Annotated in this window: 17 protein-coding genes; 4 read left to right on the plus strand and 13 right to left on the minus strand. The window is 46.2% G+C overall.

Annotated features, from left to right (window positions below; translation table 11 throughout):
* Positions 1-234: 234 nt before the first annotated feature.
* The 9 genes from NHN17_RS23165 to NHN17_RS23205 form a co-directional block, all read right to left on the minus strand.
* Complete coding sequence (locus tag NHN17_RS23165; RefSeq protein ID WP_255045029.1) at positions 235-732, minus strand: putative 4-hydroxy-4-methyl-2-oxoglutarate aldolase; 498 nt, start codon at positions 730-732, stop codon at positions 235-237.
* Positions 732-2042, minus strand: a complete 1311-nt coding sequence (locus tag NHN17_RS23170; protein WP_255045030.1) for an allantoate amidohydrolase — start codon at positions 2040-2042, stop codon at positions 732-734. Before NHN17_RS23170 ends, NHN17_RS23165 begins: the two co-directional genes overlap by 1 nt.
* An 8-nt stretch (positions 2043-2050) precedes the next feature.
* Positions 2051-3310, minus strand: a complete 1260-nt coding sequence (gene pucG / locus NHN17_RS23175; protein WP_274137304.1) for a pyridoxal-phosphate-dependent aminotransferase family protein — start codon at positions 3308-3310, stop codon at positions 2051-2053.
* Between the two features lie 21 nt (positions 3311-3331).
* Complete coding sequence (locus NHN17_RS23180) at positions 3332-4540, minus strand: amidase (RefSeq protein WP_255045031.1); 1209 nt, start codon at positions 4538-4540, stop codon at positions 3332-3334.
* Between the two features lie 12 nt (positions 4541-4552).
* Entirely contained in the window at positions 4553-5281 is a 729-nt protein-coding gene (locus tag NHN17_RS23185; RefSeq protein WP_255045032.1) for an amino acid ABC transporter ATP-binding protein, read from the minus strand.
* Positions 5268-5918 carry an amino acid ABC transporter permease gene (locus NHN17_RS23190; protein ID WP_255045045.1) on the minus strand — a complete coding sequence of 217 codons (651 nt, stop codon included), beginning with the start codon at positions 5916-5918 and terminating at the stop codon, positions 5268-5270. The genes NHN17_RS23185 and NHN17_RS23190 overlap by 14 nt, the downstream gene beginning before the upstream one ends.
* The gene (locus NHN17_RS23195) at positions 5918-6598 is read right to left on the minus strand and encodes an amino acid ABC transporter permease (protein WP_255045033.1); all 681 of its coding nucleotides are present in this window, start codon (positions 6596-6598) and stop codon (positions 5918-5920) included. The genes NHN17_RS23190 and NHN17_RS23195 overlap by 1 nt, the downstream gene beginning before the upstream one ends.
* Positions 6599-6607: 9 nt before the next feature.
* Entirely contained in the window at positions 6608-7393 is a 786-nt protein-coding gene (locus NHN17_RS23200) for a transporter substrate-binding domain-containing protein (protein WP_255045034.1), read from the minus strand.
* An 87-nt stretch (positions 7394-7480) separates the two neighbouring features.
* Positions 7481-8938 (minus strand): NCS1 family nucleobase:cation symporter-1, encoded by a 1458-nt coding sequence (locus NHN17_RS23205; protein ID WP_255045035.1) that lies wholly within the window; start codon positions 8936-8938, stop codon positions 7481-7483.
* Positions 8939-9225: 287 nt separating this feature from the next.
* Here NHN17_RS23205 and NHN17_RS23210 point away from each other — a divergent pair, with 287 nt between their 5' ends.
* From NHN17_RS23210 to puuE, 3 genes are read left to right on the plus strand one after another with little or no spacing between them, the layout of a single operon-like run.
* Positions 9226-9885: a GntR family transcriptional regulator gene (locus NHN17_RS23210; protein WP_255045036.1), complete on the plus strand. Its 660-nt coding sequence runs from the start codon at positions 9226-9228 to the stop codon at positions 9883-9885.
* Between the two features lie 22 nt (positions 9886-9907).
* On the plus strand, positions 9908-10663 hold the full coding sequence (locus tag NHN17_RS23215; protein WP_255045037.1) for an aspartate/glutamate racemase family protein: 756 nt from the start codon (positions 9908-9910) through the stop codon (positions 10661-10663).
* A gap of 3 nt (positions 10664-10666) precedes the next feature.
* The gene (puuE, locus tag NHN17_RS23220; protein WP_373689588.1) at positions 10667-11620 is read left to right on the plus strand and encodes an allantoinase PuuE; all 954 of its coding nucleotides are present in this window, start codon (positions 10667-10669) and stop codon (positions 11618-11620) included.
* An 8-nt stretch (positions 11621-11628) separates the two neighbouring features.
* On the opposite strand, the gene NHN17_RS23225 is transcribed toward puuE, so the two are convergent.
* The 3 genes from NHN17_RS23225 to sigZ all read right to left on the minus strand — a co-directional run bounded on the left by NHN17_RS23225 (position 11629) and on the right by sigZ (position 14714).
* Positions 11629-12897, minus strand: a complete 1269-nt coding sequence (locus NHN17_RS23225; RefSeq protein WP_255045038.1) for a PGAP1-like alpha/beta domain-containing protein — start codon at positions 12895-12897, stop codon at positions 11629-11631.
* A gap of 194 nt (positions 12898-13091) precedes the next feature.
* The gene (locus tag NHN17_RS23230; protein ID WP_255045039.1) at positions 13092-14114 is read right to left on the minus strand and encodes a phosphotransferase; all 1023 of its coding nucleotides are present in this window, start codon (positions 14112-14114) and stop codon (positions 13092-13094) included.
* Between the two features lie 30 nt (positions 14115-14144).
* Positions 14145-14714, minus strand: a complete 570-nt coding sequence (gene sigZ / locus NHN17_RS23235; protein ID WP_255045041.1) for an RNA polymerase sigma factor SigZ — start codon at positions 14712-14714, stop codon at positions 14145-14147.
* Positions 14715-15071: 357 nt separating this feature from the next.
* On the opposite strand from sigZ, the gene NHN17_RS23240 reads away from it, so the two are divergent.
* The gene (locus NHN17_RS23240) at positions 15072-16046 is read left to right on the plus strand and encodes a helix-turn-helix domain-containing protein (protein ID WP_255045042.1); all 975 of its coding nucleotides are present in this window, start codon (positions 15072-15074) and stop codon (positions 16044-16046) included.
* Positions 16047-16396: 350 nt separating this feature from the next.
* On the opposite strand, the gene NHN17_RS26160 is transcribed toward NHN17_RS23240, so the two are convergent.
* Complete coding sequence (locus tag NHN17_RS26160; protein ID WP_507237163.1) at positions 16397-16537, minus strand: hypothetical protein; 141 nt, start codon at positions 16535-16537, stop codon at positions 16397-16399.
* Positions 16538-16652: the final 115 nt, after the last annotated feature.

The following is a 16652-nucleotide window of genomic DNA, read 5'->3' on the forward strand; positions in this document are numbered from 1 at the left end:
GAGTCCCCAAAGGGTATCAAAAATGTGTTCAAGAGAGTGGATCAACCTGACCAGTTAATTTTCCAGTTTGGTATAACGCCTATCCTTGGCTTGATATTGGTGAGCATTGCTATCAACCTGTTGTTTGAAGACCAAGATGAAAAATAGCCTGAAATAAAAAAAAACCAGTGGCAATGCCTCGCCACTGGGTTTTCCTTTTTAAAGAAGTAACATATGTCACCTGAGAAGCGGTGATTAACACGCTAACAGCAACCTTTGACTAACCAACACGCCATTGAGATCGGCATAAACAAAATCACCATCACTTACGGTTGTCCCTGCCAGCAATAGTTGAACACCCAACTCTCCCTGCCCCTCTTTATCCGCCCGGAAAGGGCATGGCGCCAGCGCTTTAATCCCTATTGGCATCTGCGACAATTGGGCAACATCACGAATAGCACCGTTAATCACAATACCTTCCCAGCCATTATCAATAGCCAGTTGGGCAAACTGATCGCCAATCAATGCTCTTGCCAGTGAGCCAGCACCATCAACCATCAACACTTTTCCCTTGCCATCCTGCTGCAAAGTATCAATCAACAGCTGGTTATCATGAAAGCAGTGCAAGGTAACAACCTGCCCGAAGAAGGTAGCCTTAGCGCCATAATGCTGAAATGGGATCGGGATAAATGTGACATCGTCACCATATGCATCACAGAGATCAGGCAACAAATCAATTTGCCGTTCAATCATTACAGCTCTCCCATTAACTCTTCTCGTTGCGTATTTATTGAAGTGCTCTCATCGAGACCAACAAGGGAGCAAACAGATTCAAACAACACCTCAATGCCGGCAGCAACATCATTAAGTTCAACCGCTTCATCCGGGTGATGGCTAATCCCCTTGTCGCAACGCACAAACACCATACCAACTGGACAACAGCGTGCCATCGCCATCGCATCATGGCCTGCCCCGCTGGGCAAGCTAAGCGGGCTTTGTTTTGTCACTTTTTCGCAAGCCGAGGCGATAACCTCCGTCAACACCGCAGAACAATTAACACTCGACGCACGATGGATTTCTTTATGGCAGGCTAGCAACCCTCTACGTGCAGCGATGGCATCCACCTGCTGAAATATCGCACGCTCAGCCTTCGCCAATGCAGCCTCATCCAGACTTCGGATGTCTAGACTAAAGCCAGCTTTGCCTGCGATCACATTAACCGCACCAGGCGTAACTGAAAACTGCCCAACAGTAGCAACCACTTGAGTTAGGTTATTAACTATTGACTCAATAGCCAATACCATCTCGGCAGCACCAGCTAGCGCATCTTGTCGCTGTCCCATGGGGACCGTCCCTGCGTGACCCGCCATGCCAGTCACCTCGAATTGATAGCGCTTAGCGCCCGCAATACCGGTTACCGCGCCGACAGGCAGCCCTTTGGCTTCCAATACCGGACCTTGCTCAATATGAAGCTCTAAATAGGCTTTCACCGGATCGGCTGCGCAACTGGCTTGTTTCGCCATTTCAGGCACTAGCCCAAACTCGCGCATCGCCTTTTCAAGGCTAATCTCTCTATCGTCAACCAATTTGAGCCAATTAGGATCCCACTCCCCCGCAGCAGCAGATGAACCAATTAATGTTTGACCAAAACGTGTCCCTTCCTCGTCACCAAAGGCCACGACATCTAGGTGAAACGGTAAAGTTCGGGTATTGAGTTTTACTGCAACCGCGATCCCTGCTAACACCCCCAACATACCATCATATTTACCGGCATTTCGGACGGTATCGATGTGGGAGCCGATAATGACTCTAGGTGTCAGTGAACTGTCGCAGCGGGCTTCATCACCAAATGCAGGCAAGCGCCCCCAAGCGTTGCCGACCTCATCGGTCCATGTCTGCATCCCAGCATTCTGCATCCAGTCATGAACCGCCTGATTTGCTTGTTGATGTTGTTCGGTTAGGTAACAACGGGTTAACTCCGTTGATGATTCGCTCAGCGTGGCAAGGTATTCAGTTTGGGCCAGTACTTTCTCAGCCAAAACATGGAAACTCATATCAGTCATACGCACTCCTATTTTGCAAGTACACTTTGTGCTTGAAAGTGTGCGGCATAGCACGTCATCGCAGCCTGAACACCAACGCCGGTATTGATCGCTGCTTTATGCTTGACCAGTACAGCTTCCAACGCCGCAAGTGTAGACAACACCGCTTCTTGACGGGCGTTGTACCCCATGGTCCCGATCCGCCATATTTTGCCGTGGAGCGGACCGAACGAGGTGCCAATTTCAATGCCGAACAAGTTCAGAAGCTCGCTGCGAATCGCTTCTCCATCAATATGTTGCGGTATATAAACGCCTACCACATTGTTCATTTTATATTTCTGGTTGCCGAACAATTTCAGTCCCATGGTTTCTAGTCCCTGAGCCATGGCCTGACCGGCAACTTCATGTCGATCAAGAACAGCGTTTTCCCCTTCTTCTAAAAACAAGCGGGCACACTCACGGGCGGCGTAAAGCATAGTGGTGGCTTCCGTGTGGTGGTTCAACCGTTCTTCTCCCCAGTAATCAAGGATCATAGGTAAATCAAAATAATTAGAGCGGATCATCGGCTCGCTACCCGCACTGTGTTGTTCGGTACGCAGGCCCAGTTCGATATGGCGGCGCTTGCTGATTTCATTGACAAAGCCATCACTCAGGGTGATAGGTGCACTACCCGACGGTCCACCCAAACATTTTTGCAAACCGACAGAAACAGCATCCAAATACCATTCGTCCACTTTCAGTGCATTACCGCCGACCGAAGCCGTTGCATCACAATAGAACAGCACACCATACCGGCTGCATATCTCACCGATTTCGGCCAGTGGCTGATTCATGGTGGTCGATGTATCGCCTTGTACCGTAGCCAGCATTTTAGGCTGGAAAGCTTTGATCTCTTTTTCAATCAAAGCCGGATCACACACTTCCCCCCACTCCACTTCAATCGTGCGGATCTCTGCACCAACACGATAGGCGATTTCACACAGCAGATGACCAAAGCGTCCGATTACAGGGATCAGTACCTTGTCTCCCGGCTTTAATGCTGAAACCAATACGGCCTCAATACCTGCCCGGGCGGTGCCATCAATGAGTAACGTGGCCTCATTGCTGGTATTAAATACGCCACGGTAGAGCTGCTGTACTTGCTGCATGTAACCTGTCATTACAGGATCATATTGGCCAATCAACTGGTTCGACATGGCTTGCAGCACGCGAGGATAGGCATTGATTGGCCCCGGCCCCATAAGTAAACGCTGTGGTGGATTCAAGGTTTCAAAAGTTGGATTTGTCACGGTACTTCCTTAATCTTCATTTTATTTACTGCTAAAACAAGCCATCAGCCTTTTAGCTTGGTTAATTAGCGCCAAATCCGAATTCGGTAAACCAAGTAATGACAGTCCAAATGGCTTGCCACTCAAAAGACCCAAAGGCAAATGCAACTGAGGCAATCCACACAAACCGGCTATGGCGGTAAAGCCCAGTAGAGTCTGACGATACGCTACCAAGCTTTCAGGAGAAGCATTCCGAAGCGGAGGAAGTCCAGGAGTCGTTGGGAGCAACAGCCAGCCACCACAACCTTCCAGTACTTCCAAAAAACGCCGTTTGAACCGTTCAGCTTGCTCAAGCGCCTCATGGTATTGCTGATCAGTTATGCTGAATGCCCTATCGACCCGCTCAACAATACCGCGCTCCAGTGTATGTTTGTGGAATGACAACCAGTCTTGATGCTCACCGACAATACTGCGCCCTTGGATCACCCGAAACCACTGGGCAAGTTCACCGGTTGTTACACCGCATGTGTCGAGCACATTGACATAGCATTGATCGCGATTACCATTCTCAAGCTTCTTCAAAAAAGATTGGATCTCAGCGGCAACAGGCTGATCAACAAGATCAAACAAGCCCTTATCTACTGCCATTCCAAATGTTGTTTTTTCATCCATAAAAGCCTGATTATCCTGATCCGGTATCAGGATCTGAGTTACTTTATCAAGTACGGCCATATCGCGCGCTAGCACCCCGGCGGTATCAAAACAAGGCGCCAGTGAAAATGCATGATCAAGTGAGAGCACCCCGTGGGTCGGACGCCAACCGAACAAACCACAATAACTAGCAGGAACCCTTATAGAGCCACCGGTATCAGTCCCGATTGCAAAATGAGCATCACCACGAGCAACAGCCACCGCCGATCCACTTGATGAACCGCCAGGTAAACACTGTGGGGCAACAGGATTAATCGGGGTTCCATAATGAACATTCTGGCCATTGAGGTTGTAGGCCAGTTCATCAGTTTGTACCCGGCCGGTACACTTGGCACCATTCGCCAGCAGTCTCAAAATCAACGGCGAGGTTTGCTTAGCTGGTTGATGTGTAGCCAACCAAGCGGGGTTACCCGCGCCAGTAATATAGCCCTCAACATCAAATAAATCTTTGAAAACAAAATTATATCCTTGCAAGGGCCCATGTAAGGTCAGTGGTGGTAATACACTTGGTCCCTGGCTGCAATAAACACTTTGATCCATTTCCCCCCCCCCCTATAAAACCGACGATAGAAATTGCTTTAATTCAGGGGTCTTCGGGTTGGCGAACACCTCTTCACTGGCGCCGGTTTCCCATACCTTTCCTTGGTGCATGAACACCACCCTGTCACCCACATCACGGGCAAAATTCATCTCGTGGGTCACCAGAATTAAAGTCATGCCATCTTTGGCCAAATTTTCGAGAACTTTTAGAACCTCTCCGACTAACTCTGGATCGAGTGCCGAAGTGATCTCATCACACAGCAGCACGCTTGGCGCCATGGCAAGGGAGCGAGCTATGGCGACCCGTTGCTGCTGACCACCGGACATGCTGGTTGGATACTGATCGAACTTTTCTTCCATACCCACTTTTTCCAGCACCGCCATTGCCAGCTCTCGGCACTCTTCTGGGCCCTTGCCCAAAACCAACTTTGGGGCCAACATAACGTTTTCACCCGCTGTCATATGGGGAAATAAATTAAATCCTTGGAAAATCATCCCCACTTTTCGGCTCAGCTGACGTAGTTGATAGTCATCATCGGTCACCGCTTGGTTGGCAACCACAATCGCGCCTTCCTGATAATTTTCAAGCCCGTTAACACAGCGCAGCAGCGTACTTTTTCCCGATCCAGACTTACCGATGATCGATACCACTTCACCAGCCTTTACTTTGAGATCGACGCCCTTAAGAACATGATTCTCACCATAGAATTTGTGTACTTGATCGATACTAACCAGCGACATTGAGCTTCCTTTCTAAATACTTGCTATACCGGGTGAGCGGATAACAAATCGCAAAATAAAATAGCGCGACAAGGGAAAAGACCTTAAAAGGTTCGAAGGTGGCGTTGTTGAGCATTGTCCCCGCCTTAGTCAGTTCAACAAAACCAATAATTGATGCCAGCGCAGTATTTTTTACCACCTGAACAGAGAACCCCATGGTCGGTGCTGTTGCCACACGCACAGACTGCGGCACAATCACATAACGCATGGTTTGAAAGTAATTAAGCCCCAGGGTGCGACTCGCTTCCCATTGCCCCTTAGGCAAAGAGTCGATACAACCACGCCAGATTTCACATAGGTAAGCGCTAGTAAATAACGTCATTGCCAAGCTGGCTGCAGTCCATGCACCAATATCAATGCCTAGCAAAGACAAACCGAAAAAGGCCAAAAATAGTTGCATCAATAATGGTGTGCCCTGAAAAACCTCGGTATACACTCTGACTAGCCCCACCAGCAGGACATTCTTGGTCATCCGAAGCAACAGTAAGATCCCCGCTACAACGCCCCCACCAATAAAAGCGATGATAGACAGCAGCACTGTCCAACGAGCGGCAAGGGCAAGGTTACGAAAAATATCCCAGTCGGTGAATTCAACCATCACGCAACCCTCCCCATCACATGGGTTTTGAACAACTTGTTGCTAAGCTGCACTAATACCCACCGCATCACTAAAGCCAAGCCAAGATAGATAGCTGCCGATACCAAATAAGACTCAAAACTCAAGAAATTACGTGACTGAATAAAATTGGCGGTAAACGTCAGCTCTTCAACGGAAATCTGAGACAGTACCGATGAGCCGAGCATGACGATAATGCACTGACTGATCAAAGCAGGCGAAATCCGATGGAACGCCTGCGGTAATATCACCCGAACAAACACCTGAGTGGGTTTAAGACCTAGCGTTTTAGCAGCTTCCCACTGTCCTTTAGGTATTGCTTCAATGCCAGCACGGATAATCTCAGTGCTGTAAGCACCAAGGTTGACCACCATAGCGATCACCCCCGCTTCCCATGCCGAAAGCTTGATACCGATAGCGGGCAGACCAAAGAAAATAAAAAACAGCTGAACAATGAAAGGCGTATTACGGACCACTTCCACGTAAGCGCCGACCAGTCGCTTGAGTACCCCTGCGGGGCGGATACGTACCGCCGCCCCGAGGATACCAACACCGACCCCCAACAATGTGGTCACTACAGCGAGTTGAACAGTGATCCAAATACCCTGGATCAGGTCACCGTAGTATGGCGTAAGCCCTGAAAAATCGAGTTGGTAATCCATTGCCACCTCTTAAGATGCTAAATCAGCAGGCAAAGGCAATTTCAGCCAATTAACTGACATATCATTGAGCTTTCCTTCGGTATAGGCTTGCTGGATCAGACTGTTCACTTCAGTTAACAGTGATTTCTGACCTTTTCTAACACCGATAAAACAAGGAGAGTTTTTGATAGCAAACTTGGTTTCAGGATGACGTTTCGGGAATTTTGTCGCAATTTCGCTAGCAATCACGTTACCGGTAGCAATCAAATCTACCTGGCCAGAAACATAAGCAGAGATAGTCGTATTGTTATCTTCGAAGCGACGGATGGTCACATCTTTACCAGCAAGTTTGCTCAATTCAATATCTTCAACCGATCCGCGGGTGACCCCAACAACTTGACCAGAAAGTCCTTCAACCGAACTAACATCAACTCCTTCTTTACCAAACACACCAAGGAAAAACGGTGCGTAGGCTGCACTGAAATCAATCGCACGCTGACGTTCAGCATTTTTACCCAGGCTAGAGATAATCAAATCGACTTTACGGGTTTGCAGGTAAGGAACCCGGTTAGCACTGGTTACAGGTACCAACTCCAAACGAACGCCCATTGATTTGGCAATGTACTCAGCCATATCAATATCGTAACCCTGCAAGCTCATATCCGTACTGACAAAACCAAACGGTGGAAAGTCTTGCGGTACAGCCACTTTAATCACCCCACTGGTCTTTATATCTTCGAGCTGCGAGGCATTGACAATAAAAGAGCTCAAACACAGTAACAGGCTGAAAAAACCAACTAACGTTTTATTAAACATAACTATATCCTTATTTATAATGTTTTTACTGATTCCAATTCCAACTGGCGTTGCTTGTTTTAATTATTATGTCTTTCTAATTTAGATTTACACTTCATTAAAACTAATGTGAGTGCGTTTTTTTACATTCAACTGCCACTCATAGCTCATTAGGAACCAGTAACTGAGTGCGCCAAGAATACCGCCCACAAATAGTGAATAATGAGCTAGATCTACGACAATAAATGAGGCAAATAACGCAGCGGCAGTAGATGGAATTAAGGCATAAACCGCTTTTTTATTCACACCACCCTGATACCAATACCGACTTGTTTTATCTTCGGTATATAGGGCCGAGAGATCAATTTCCTGCTTCCTGATTTTGAAGTAATCAATAATGATGATGCCGTAAAGTGGACCAATCACTGCAGCCAGCACATCCACGGTGTAATGAATAACCTCTGGGTTGTTAAATAAGTTCCAAGGCGTAATTAACACCGAACCAATTGCAGCAATAAACCCACCCATTTTAAAGCTGATTTTTTGTGGTGAAACATTTGAAAAGTCAAAAGCTGGAGCAACAAAGTTAGCAACAATATTGATACCTATGGTCGCTAGAATAAAGGTAAACGCGCCAAGAATAATGACTAGACCATTATCAAGACGGTTAACTGTTTCAATTGGGTCGGTAATTATCTCACCAAATACCGGCATCGAAGCGGCAACGATGATGACACTAAATAGTGAGAACAACACAAAGTTAATCGGTAAGCCGAGGAAGTTACCAAGCTTTAGGTCTTTATAAGAGGTACAGTAACGAGAGAAGTCACTAAAATTGAGTGTCGGACCTGCAAAATATCCTGCAACCAATGCGGTAGCAACAGCCATTTGAGTAAACGCTTCCCAGCCTGTTAGTGATGACTCACTTAAGTTGAAGTCTATATTTTGCCAGCCTGCCTTGTAGACCATCCAGCCTGTTAACAACGTCATTGCCAAATAAATAGCTGGACCTGACCAGTCGATCAACTTACGGATAGCCCCCATACCAAACATAAAGACCATCGCCTGGGTGACCCACATAAAAATAAACCCGAACCAACCAAGAGGAGATAGACCCAGGAATGAGCCTTCGGTATACCGTTCGTATTCAGGTGCAAAATAAAGGATAAGAACAATAAACGCGCTTGAGGCCAAAAATGTTTGGATTCCATACCAAACAACAGCGATGAGGCCCCGAATTACCGCGGGAATATTAGCGCCTAAAACACCAAATGACATACGACAAACAACAGGAAAAGGAACGCCCGCTTTTTGTCCTGGTTTACCCATTAAGTTAGCAAAATATAGAACAATAGATATACCCAAAATTAAGCAAACAAAGACTTGCCAACTGGCTAAACCCAATGCAAATAAACTGGCAGCAAAAACATACCCACCAACAGAGTGAACATCAGACATCCAAAAAGCAAAAATACTATACCATCCCCATTTCTGCTCTTTCTCTGGCGCCAAGTCATCATTGATTAATCTGGGGCTGACGTTAACACCCGTAATTTCCTTATTCATAGTTGGCTCCCTCCAAGTAATGTATACAATCTATGTATACATTTAATGTATACAATCATCGTGCCAATATTGAAAATAGCTATAACCCAAGGTTTAAGGTGTCGAACATTACTCAGCAACAATATGTTTGCATCATCATGATGCAAACATGCCCCCTTATAGGGCTTAATCTTCGTTATATCGCATTTTATTATTTGTTTATTGCTTTTGTTGTAAAAAATAAATTAGTCTAATTGTATACAGTCTATACTTATATTGTACTTAATGAATTGAATGGATTTACGATCATGATTCAATATGATGCTATTTATCTAAAAATTCGTGATGCGATTGTGGCCCAGCAATTAGAGCCTGGCGTTCGGCTACCAGAAGATAAACTGGCCGAGCGATTTAACGTTAGCCGAACCGCCATTAGAAAGGTTCTTCAGCGACTCGCGATTGAAAACTTTATTACCATCCAGCCGAATAAAGGGGCAGAAGTCAGAACACCAACAGCAACTGAGGCCCAAGAAGTCTTTGACAGCCGAGTACTTATTGAAACCAACTTGCTGCCCACTATTATCGCCAACTGGCAACCGTCTGATGCTAAGAACCTCAGCACTATCATCGCACTTGAAGATAAAGCGAAAGCCGAAAACGATTTTGCCGCTACAATCAAATACACTGCATTGTTCCATATTGAGTTAGCCAAAATCGCCAACAATCACACCCTAAGCCAGTTTGTTGAACAACTCGCCTTTCGTTCGTCTTTGACCATTGCCGTTTTTGGCACAAAGCACAGCGTCGGTTGTGATTGTGGTAGTCATGCCGAGTTAGTTTCGCTACTTGATAACGGTGAAGAAGAATCTGCGATGAAGTGGATGACCCATCACCTAAAAGTGATTCAAAACAGCCTTGTTTCCGATAGCGACAATAAAGCCGTCGATTTCAATTCACTTTTTCATTAATTCTACATTTAGGAGCCCACGGATGCGGATCCAACTTATCAACCCCAATACCTGCAAGGGAATGACAGATAAAATTGCCCTCTGCGCTGAACACATCGCCCTGCCAACCACGAGAATTACCGCCTGCTCTCCCCTGCATGGGCCAGAAACGATTGAATGTGCCCGCGATGAAGTGCTCGCTTCAAGCGGATTGCTAGAAGTGATCCGCGAATGCGAACAAGAAGAGAGTAAACCAGATGGCTATATCGTCGCCTGTTTTGGTGACCCGGCGCTTGATGCCGTCAAAGAGCTAACCAAAGCACCAGTGATCGGTATTGCCCAAGCGGCTTTTCACACTGCAAGCCTTGTTGCTAATCGTTTCGCAGTCGTTACCACCCTTGCTAGGACAATTCCCACCGCCGAGCACTTACTGCAACGCTATAGTCTAGCGGAACGCTGTTGCGCCATTCGAGCAATCGAGTTGCCCGTTATGGCACTGGAGCAAACTGATCATGCCACCTTCAAGCAACTTTTAGCAGCTTGTCAGCAAACCCTGCAGCATGATGGCGCCGAGGCGATTGTGCTCGGTTGTGCAGGGATGTCAGATTTGGTGTCAGACCTACAAAGCGAACTTGGTGTTCCCGTAATTGACGGAGTAACCGCCGCTGTCAGCATGGTTGAATCCCTCCATCGGCTATCCTTATCTACATCAAAGATTTCAACCTATGCCCCGCCCCCCACTAAACCATTCACTGGTCGCTACCAGCACTGGTCGAATACTGCAGGCAAGGAGGACTAGCCCATGAGCAACGATGACGCATTACTGTCGCGCAATGCCACCCTCAAACCCAGAGATATGGCGGGCTATGCCGGCAAACCACCCCATGCCAATTGGCCCAATAATGCTAAACTGGCTGTGCAATTCGTACTTAATTTCGAGGAAGGTGGCGAAAACTGCATCCTACATGGTGATACTCATTCCGAAACTTTTCTTTCAGAAATTGCAGGCGCGGAAGCCTATCCTGACCGCCATATGAGCATTGAATCTTTGTATGAATACGGTTCGCGCAGTGGTGTCTGGCGGATCTTCAATGAATTTGAAAAACGCCAGTTGCCATTGACCATCTTTGCCATCACCACCGCGCTGGAGCGAAACCCAGCTGTTACCCAAGCCATCATAGATAATGGTTATGATGTCGTTTGTCACGGCCTGAAATGGATCCACCACCAGCATATGCCGGTTGAAGAAGAGCGCGAACACATGGCGCAGGCACTTACCCGTATAGAAAGTCTTTTAGGAAAGCAGGTGGTAGGTTGGTATACCGGCCGTGATTCAAAGCATACCCGCCAGTTGCTGGCCGAGCACCCCTCTATATTGTTCGACTCCGACTACTATGGTGATGACCTGCCATTTTGGACCACGCTTGATACTCCATCGGGCGAAAAGCCACATCTGGTGGTGCCCTACACTTTGGATGTCAATGACATGCGTTTTTCCTCCCCCTTTGGCTTTAGCCATGGTGAAGAGTTTTTCCAGTACCTCAAAGACACGTTTGATTGTTTGTACGAAGAAGGAGAAACATCGCCGAAGATGATGTCAATTGGAATGCATTGCCGGATTTTAGGAAAGCCTGGACGTATTCAGGCACTGAAGAAGTTCCTCGACTATATCAGCGGATTTGACGATATCTGGGTCACCACCCGTACCGATATCGCCAAACACTGGATTGCCCATCACCCTGCTGGCGGGCAATAGGAATAGGATTAGCGCAACCAGAGTTCAAGCTGTTGAGTGACCTGCGGATCACTCAACAAATCATTGTGCTTCATCTCGTAAAACACTTTCTGATCGGACTCAGCAAACATAAGATGACGTTCATTAACCGTGTGGCACCCCAAGGCACTGTTTAAAGGTACAAGGCCGTCACCAATTAATCGCTCGGCTAACAAGCTCTTTTGGCTTGCTGTTGTGGCCGCTATCGCAAAGCAGTCAACACCTTGCGGTAATGGTACACCACAGCGCTCATCGGGCATGTTATGAAAGCGATCGGCTCCTTGCCAATCATCATCAATCACATTGCCATAGCGAAGATCGGTGATCCCCGCACTACGAAGGTTACTGAGTAGGTTAAAAGGCGCTGTATAGGGTGTTTTACTGAGAATAACGCCAAACTTATTACCTATCCGCTCTAAAGGGGCCCCTTGATGAGGTGTACCCAGAAACACCATTTTTTTCAATATATCGGGCCACTGCATTGCCTGTTTCTGGCCATAGTGAACCGCACTTCTTGCCACTAACCCGCCCATGCTATGAGCAACAATAGACAACTCCTCTATCGGCGTTGGCCATTTTTTGACAAATTGCTCGATGAGCTCAGACAACTGTCTACCATTCTGCGATGTGTGCAAACCCGTGTTATAACGAAGGTAAACTGGGGTATAGCCCAGTGAGGCAGATAGTAGCTGACCATGATCGACCTCGACACCATCATGTTTCCCCTGCCATAACCGATCATTCATGCATAAACCATGGATCATCAGCAGCACTTTGCTTTTCGCCTGTGGAATAGGGAAGCTAGGTAAAGGCGCGTCTAATGGCAAATTATCGTCTAACAGCAAGGGCACTTGCTGATAATAAAAAGTCATCGAGATCGCAAACTGATTGTTCTTTTCCACCAGTTGATCACCCATCACACCATTTAGGGCTGACAGGACTGAAATGCGCGCCACTGTTTCGGTTTTATCTTCGTCAAGTGATTCAAGCCAAGGCTGTTGCTTTTCTAGAATTTTATCGATCCCACTTCCCACCAATTCGGTCACCGTATAAATATTCTTATACACGAAACCGGTGAGACCTCGGGTTTTATCGGGTACTGACCCACTCGGTATCCCCATCGTACGCCAAACCGACTGGTGTACGCCTTCAGCGATACGTGTTGCACCCACTGTCGCTTGAGTGGCTAGTTGCCCGAGCCCTCTAAGGTCGGAGGCGTAAAAATGCTTAAATCGCTTTGTCGATGCTTGGGTAACCATTTAAAACTCCATTTCGCGCCGTTATTGTGGAGAAACGCGGGGGGATCAGCCTCATGCGTGTATACCCAAGTAACTTGGGTATATAACATAAGCTTCCAAACTCATAGTGAGGCAATAATCTAGAATTGTGAACCTAGATAATTAAAACACCGCCCTTTCCGGCCAAAACATTATGGTTCAGTTGTATTGGCCAATCATTCTTTTGCCAACCATCGTAACGCTGTGTCAGTAAGCTGCTCGGTATAGGGGTTGATCTTCCAATGATCAGGACACCAACCTTTCACAAATCGCTGGAAGTCCGCCCAAGCAACGCTGTATAACGGTCGCCATTGCTGTTCGACATCGTCACCATCAATATTGGGGTGATACTCAAACAAGAACTGCTTCAATGTAGCAAAATACTCATCAAGGTAAGCTTGGATCTGGCTCTCGCTTTCGTTAAAGTCCAACACACTGCTAAGCAGCAAGCAAACATCCTTCATACCACAACCGCCACCGACATATTGGAAATCGACCGCAGCAACCGAGATGACCGATGCAGGATCATTACTCTCGGGTGTAAAACAAAAATTAGCCAGCTTGGCATCACCATGCACCAAGGTTTGGTATTTACAACAAGCCAAGGTGGTATCTATCTTTCCGGCTGCCGCTTTCAATGGTAAATCTTCAAGCACAGCCAGTTCATCTGGCCGAGTCGCCAAATGCCAATACGTCCCTGTCGGCCATAACCCTTGTGGCTTTATCGCTTGGCGGCAAGACATAAACTGAGCATGAAACTGGGCCAACCAGCGCAAGCAAGCCAAGACCGCAGGGCTCTCGACATGCTTATGGACTTCGTTGTATCCCATCGTGGCTAAGTCTTCCAGCACGAGCAGGATTTCATTCTCTTTCTGTTCGACCATTAAACACTTTGGCACCGGAGCCTGACAGAGGTTGGCATACTCACGATACCAATTCACTTCAACTAGATAGGAATCCAATTTACGTTGGTGCGACCGCGATGTATTCCAGCCTCTTGGGTGCAATTGAGAGTCCGGATTAATTGCAGGCAAGACAATGTATTTCACGATGACCGACGAAGTATTACCTCCGTCGACGTGCAGCCTCACCAGTTCACCATAACCGCTCCACAAGCTCTGTATGTGCTCTACGTTTTTTACGCGTTCAACACCTATGGTGCGGACCACTTTCTCAAAAATACATTCAGGAATATTCATAATATTAATCAGTGCTCTAGCTACTCTCACCTAGCACTTTTTACATTTATCCTTTCTCTCGAAACCCATAATATTTCCACGCCTATCTACTTTCATTTCACAACATTCATTGAATAAACGATTGAGTTTCTCACGGCTTTTTTTGACTCTCGATTTCAAGGTTGAGTACTTCACCCCATGCTGTTCGGCATAGTCTTTCTGTGATGTACCATTGAGCTCAATTGCACTGAGCAACTGGGCGTCGTCTTCAGGCAATGCTTGGATGAACGGCATAATACAGTGGGAAAGCTGATGATGAACCGTTTCATCCCCCTCGGTATACCAAAGTTCATCCTTCGTAACGCCCTTGCTGCGGGCACGCTTACGATAGAAATCGATGATGGTGTTATTGGCGAGTTGAAACAACCAAGGTTTCAGTTTGTTCTTGTCCTTAACAGTATTAATCTGTTGATAGGTCTTGATAAGGATCTCCTGTAGCAAATCATCCACATCATCAGGACATGAAACATTCGACTGCAAAAAGCGCTTCAGGCTTGTCTGATATTGCTGCCATACATCTTCTATACAGAGTACGCTCTCTGGCAACGCCTTCTCTGACATACCTTTTCTCCAACACAAAAAGGTTATGGTAATTTACCCATAACCTTAAAAATTTAATTAAAGATATAACTAAATATTAGCCGCAACAACTGCTTGTGGTACAAGCAGCCTTGCATTATCACTCTACACCGATTTCCAAGTACGCATCAGAATAAGTAAAAACTGTTGAAATGCCGCTCGAAGTCATCAGTGACAGAGACTTCCACCCATTGAGGCGCTAAGATAAAGACGGAAAAAATAACTCTCGAGTAAAGTCCATTTCTGCAATCATTTGGCCATGAAATACCATTAGCCATTCAGCTGTATTTAAGGTGTTGTCGCATACAGTTCCTATCTTATTCACTATTTATGCGAATCATGAGTTCACTACCTGTTTGCCGCGCAGCACTGAGCACCCCATTTATTCATTTTCTCGATGAACATGGTCGTGATCCATCACAGCTTCTCAAGCGCTTTCGTATTAATAAAGAAACCTTGGCAACACCTAACCTGTATATACCCTCCCATGTCATCGGGCTCATTATTGACTCGGCATCAAAGGCTTCAGGACATAGAGACATCGGCTTCCATGCCGCACAACATGTTGGTAATCAGGCACTCCACCCAGAACTCAACAAGCAATTGGTCAACATTGTAGAGATATCTGATCTACTCAATACACTGTTGTCCCTCCAACACCTACAAGGTTCCCACTTCAAATTGTGGTTTGAGAGTTACAATGGAGAATTTCGAATTTGCCACCAGAGTTCGCTCAAAGTGACGAATACAAGCTATGAACATGCCAATGAGTTCACCACATTCTTGATTATCAACCTATTAAAAGCACATCTTGGTGCCTCATGGCAGCCTAGGTATTTAGCTTTTGATCATCATTGCACTCCGAAAGCCAAGATCGTGGGGCAAACAACCGAAAAAAAAGTCTGTTATGGTACACGCTACAGTTACGTACCCATTGATTTTAGTCTTACTGACATGGTGCCGTTAAAGCGCCATCCCGAGCAAAGACTTGGATGCTCAATAACCCGGGTGAAAGGAATTGTCAACACCTTCTGGCAGGAAGAGCATTTTAATATTGATTTTGTTGCGCACCTATTCGGTGTATCAGAGCGAACATTACAGCGCTTATTCATCCAGCACAACACGACGTTCAGAGACTACATCAACCAGAAGAAGATAGAAAAATCGATGGAGTTACTCCAGCAAGGTTTGAGTGTTCAGGCAGTCGCGGAGAAATTACACTATTCCGACCCTTCTAACTTCTCTAGGGCGATGAAGAAGCATATCAAGCTGACTCCAACCCAATATCTGAAAAACCTAACTTGTACCCCCTAAAAGGCCAGCTAATGTGTATACAATCAGCCCGGCCTCAAACCATTCACAACAATGACAGGTGATCAACCACTTAGGGGTAAGCGACCAATTTAATGCGATCTGATCAAGCGGGGGGATGCTCAATAGTGAAATGCGAGGACAAGGTATTTATATTTACCAGACAAAAGCACTGCCGCGGCATGGTTAAGTAACCGATTCGAAAAGTATATCGTTGCAGGATTTTTTCGTAATGTTGTAAAAAGTGATAAGAATGAATAAAAAAAAGCCCTTACTTCAGCGGTAAGGGCAAGGACCTAAGAGTACTACTTACTATTTCAGATTAATTAAATCCATATCAATAGAGATAAGATTTATTCTGATGCACTTATTTTAATCGGTGCTGAATGTAATGATTCATCAATACTGCTGTTGACGTCTAGCCACGTATCTGTTTCAGTATCAAAAATATGTCCCTGTCCACTAATCGGGTTCTCACCAGTCCAAAACTCCAAAGAATTACCTGATTACCACTAATACTCAGCCCTGTTAGCTATACTGATGATAAGTCAGTTCATGAGGCTATTATCATGGCTAAGAATCAGGTTCAGTTTCAAAAAGGTATTTCTA

It is taken from the genome of Photobacterium pectinilyticum (assembly GCF_024357955.1).
In the GTDB taxonomy this organism is placed as follows: Bacteria; Pseudomonadota; Gammaproteobacteria; order Enterobacterales; family Vibrionaceae; genus Photobacterium; species Photobacterium pectinilyticum.

What these genes read in the sequence shown, in the direction of transcription:
- NHN17_RS23180 (WP_255045031.1), bottom strand. Translation starts at nt 4,540, where the DNA reads ATGGATCAAAGTGTTTATTGCAGCCAGGGACCAAGTGTATTACCACCA.
- NHN17_RS23195 (WP_255045033.1), bottom strand. Translation starts at nt 6,598, where the DNA reads ATGGATTACCAACTCGATTTTTCAGGGCTTACGCCATACTACGGTGAC.
- NHN17_RS23200 (WP_255045034.1), bottom strand. Translation starts at nt 7,393, where the DNA reads ATGTTTAATAAAACGTTAGTTGGTTTTTTCAGCCTGTTACTGTGTTTG.
- NHN17_RS23170 (WP_255045030.1), bottom strand. Translation starts at nt 2,042, where the DNA reads ATGACTGATATGAGTTTCCATGTTTTGGCTGAGAAAGTACTGGCCCAA.
- puuE (WP_373689588.1), top strand. Translation starts at nt 10,667, where the DNA reads ATGAGCAACGATGACGCATTACTGTCGCGCAATGCCACCCTCAAACCC.
- NHN17_RS23240 (WP_255045042.1), top strand. Translation starts at nt 15,072, where the DNA reads ATGAGTTCACTACCTGTTTGCCGCGCAGCACTGAGCACCCCATTTATT.
- NHN17_RS23225 (WP_255045038.1), bottom strand. Translation starts at nt 12,897, where the DNA reads ATGGTTACCCAAGCATCGACAAAGCGATTTAAGCATTTTTACGCCTCC.
- NHN17_RS23190 (WP_255045045.1), bottom strand. Translation starts at nt 5,918, where the DNA reads ATGGTTGAATTCACCGACTGGGATATTTTTCGTAACCTTGCCCTTGCC.
- NHN17_RS23230 (WP_255045039.1), bottom strand. Translation starts at nt 14,114, where the DNA reads ATGAATATTCCTGAATGTATTTTTGAGAAAGTGGTCCGCACCATAGGT.
- NHN17_RS23215 (WP_255045037.1), top strand. Translation starts at nt 9,908, where the DNA reads ATGCGGATCCAACTTATCAACCCCAATACCTGCAAGGGAATGACAGAT.
- NHN17_RS23185 (WP_255045032.1), bottom strand. Translation starts at nt 5,281, where the DNA reads ATGTCGCTGGTTAGTATCGATCAAGTACACAAATTCTATGGTGAGAAT.
- NHN17_RS23210 (WP_255045036.1), top strand. Translation starts at nt 9,226, where the DNA reads ATGATTCAATATGATGCTATTTATCTAAAAATTCGTGATGCGATTGTG.
- sigZ (WP_255045041.1), bottom strand. Translation starts at nt 14,714, where the DNA reads ATGTCAGAGAAGGCGTTGCCAGAGAGCGTACTCTGTATAGAAGATGTA.
- NHN17_RS23165 (WP_255045029.1), bottom strand. Translation starts at nt 732, where the DNA reads ATGATTGAACGGCAAATTGATTTGTTGCCTGATCTCTGTGATGCATAT.
- NHN17_RS23205 (WP_255045035.1), bottom strand. Translation starts at nt 8,938, where the DNA reads ATGAATAAGGAAATTACGGGTGTTAACGTCAGCCCCAGATTAATCAAT.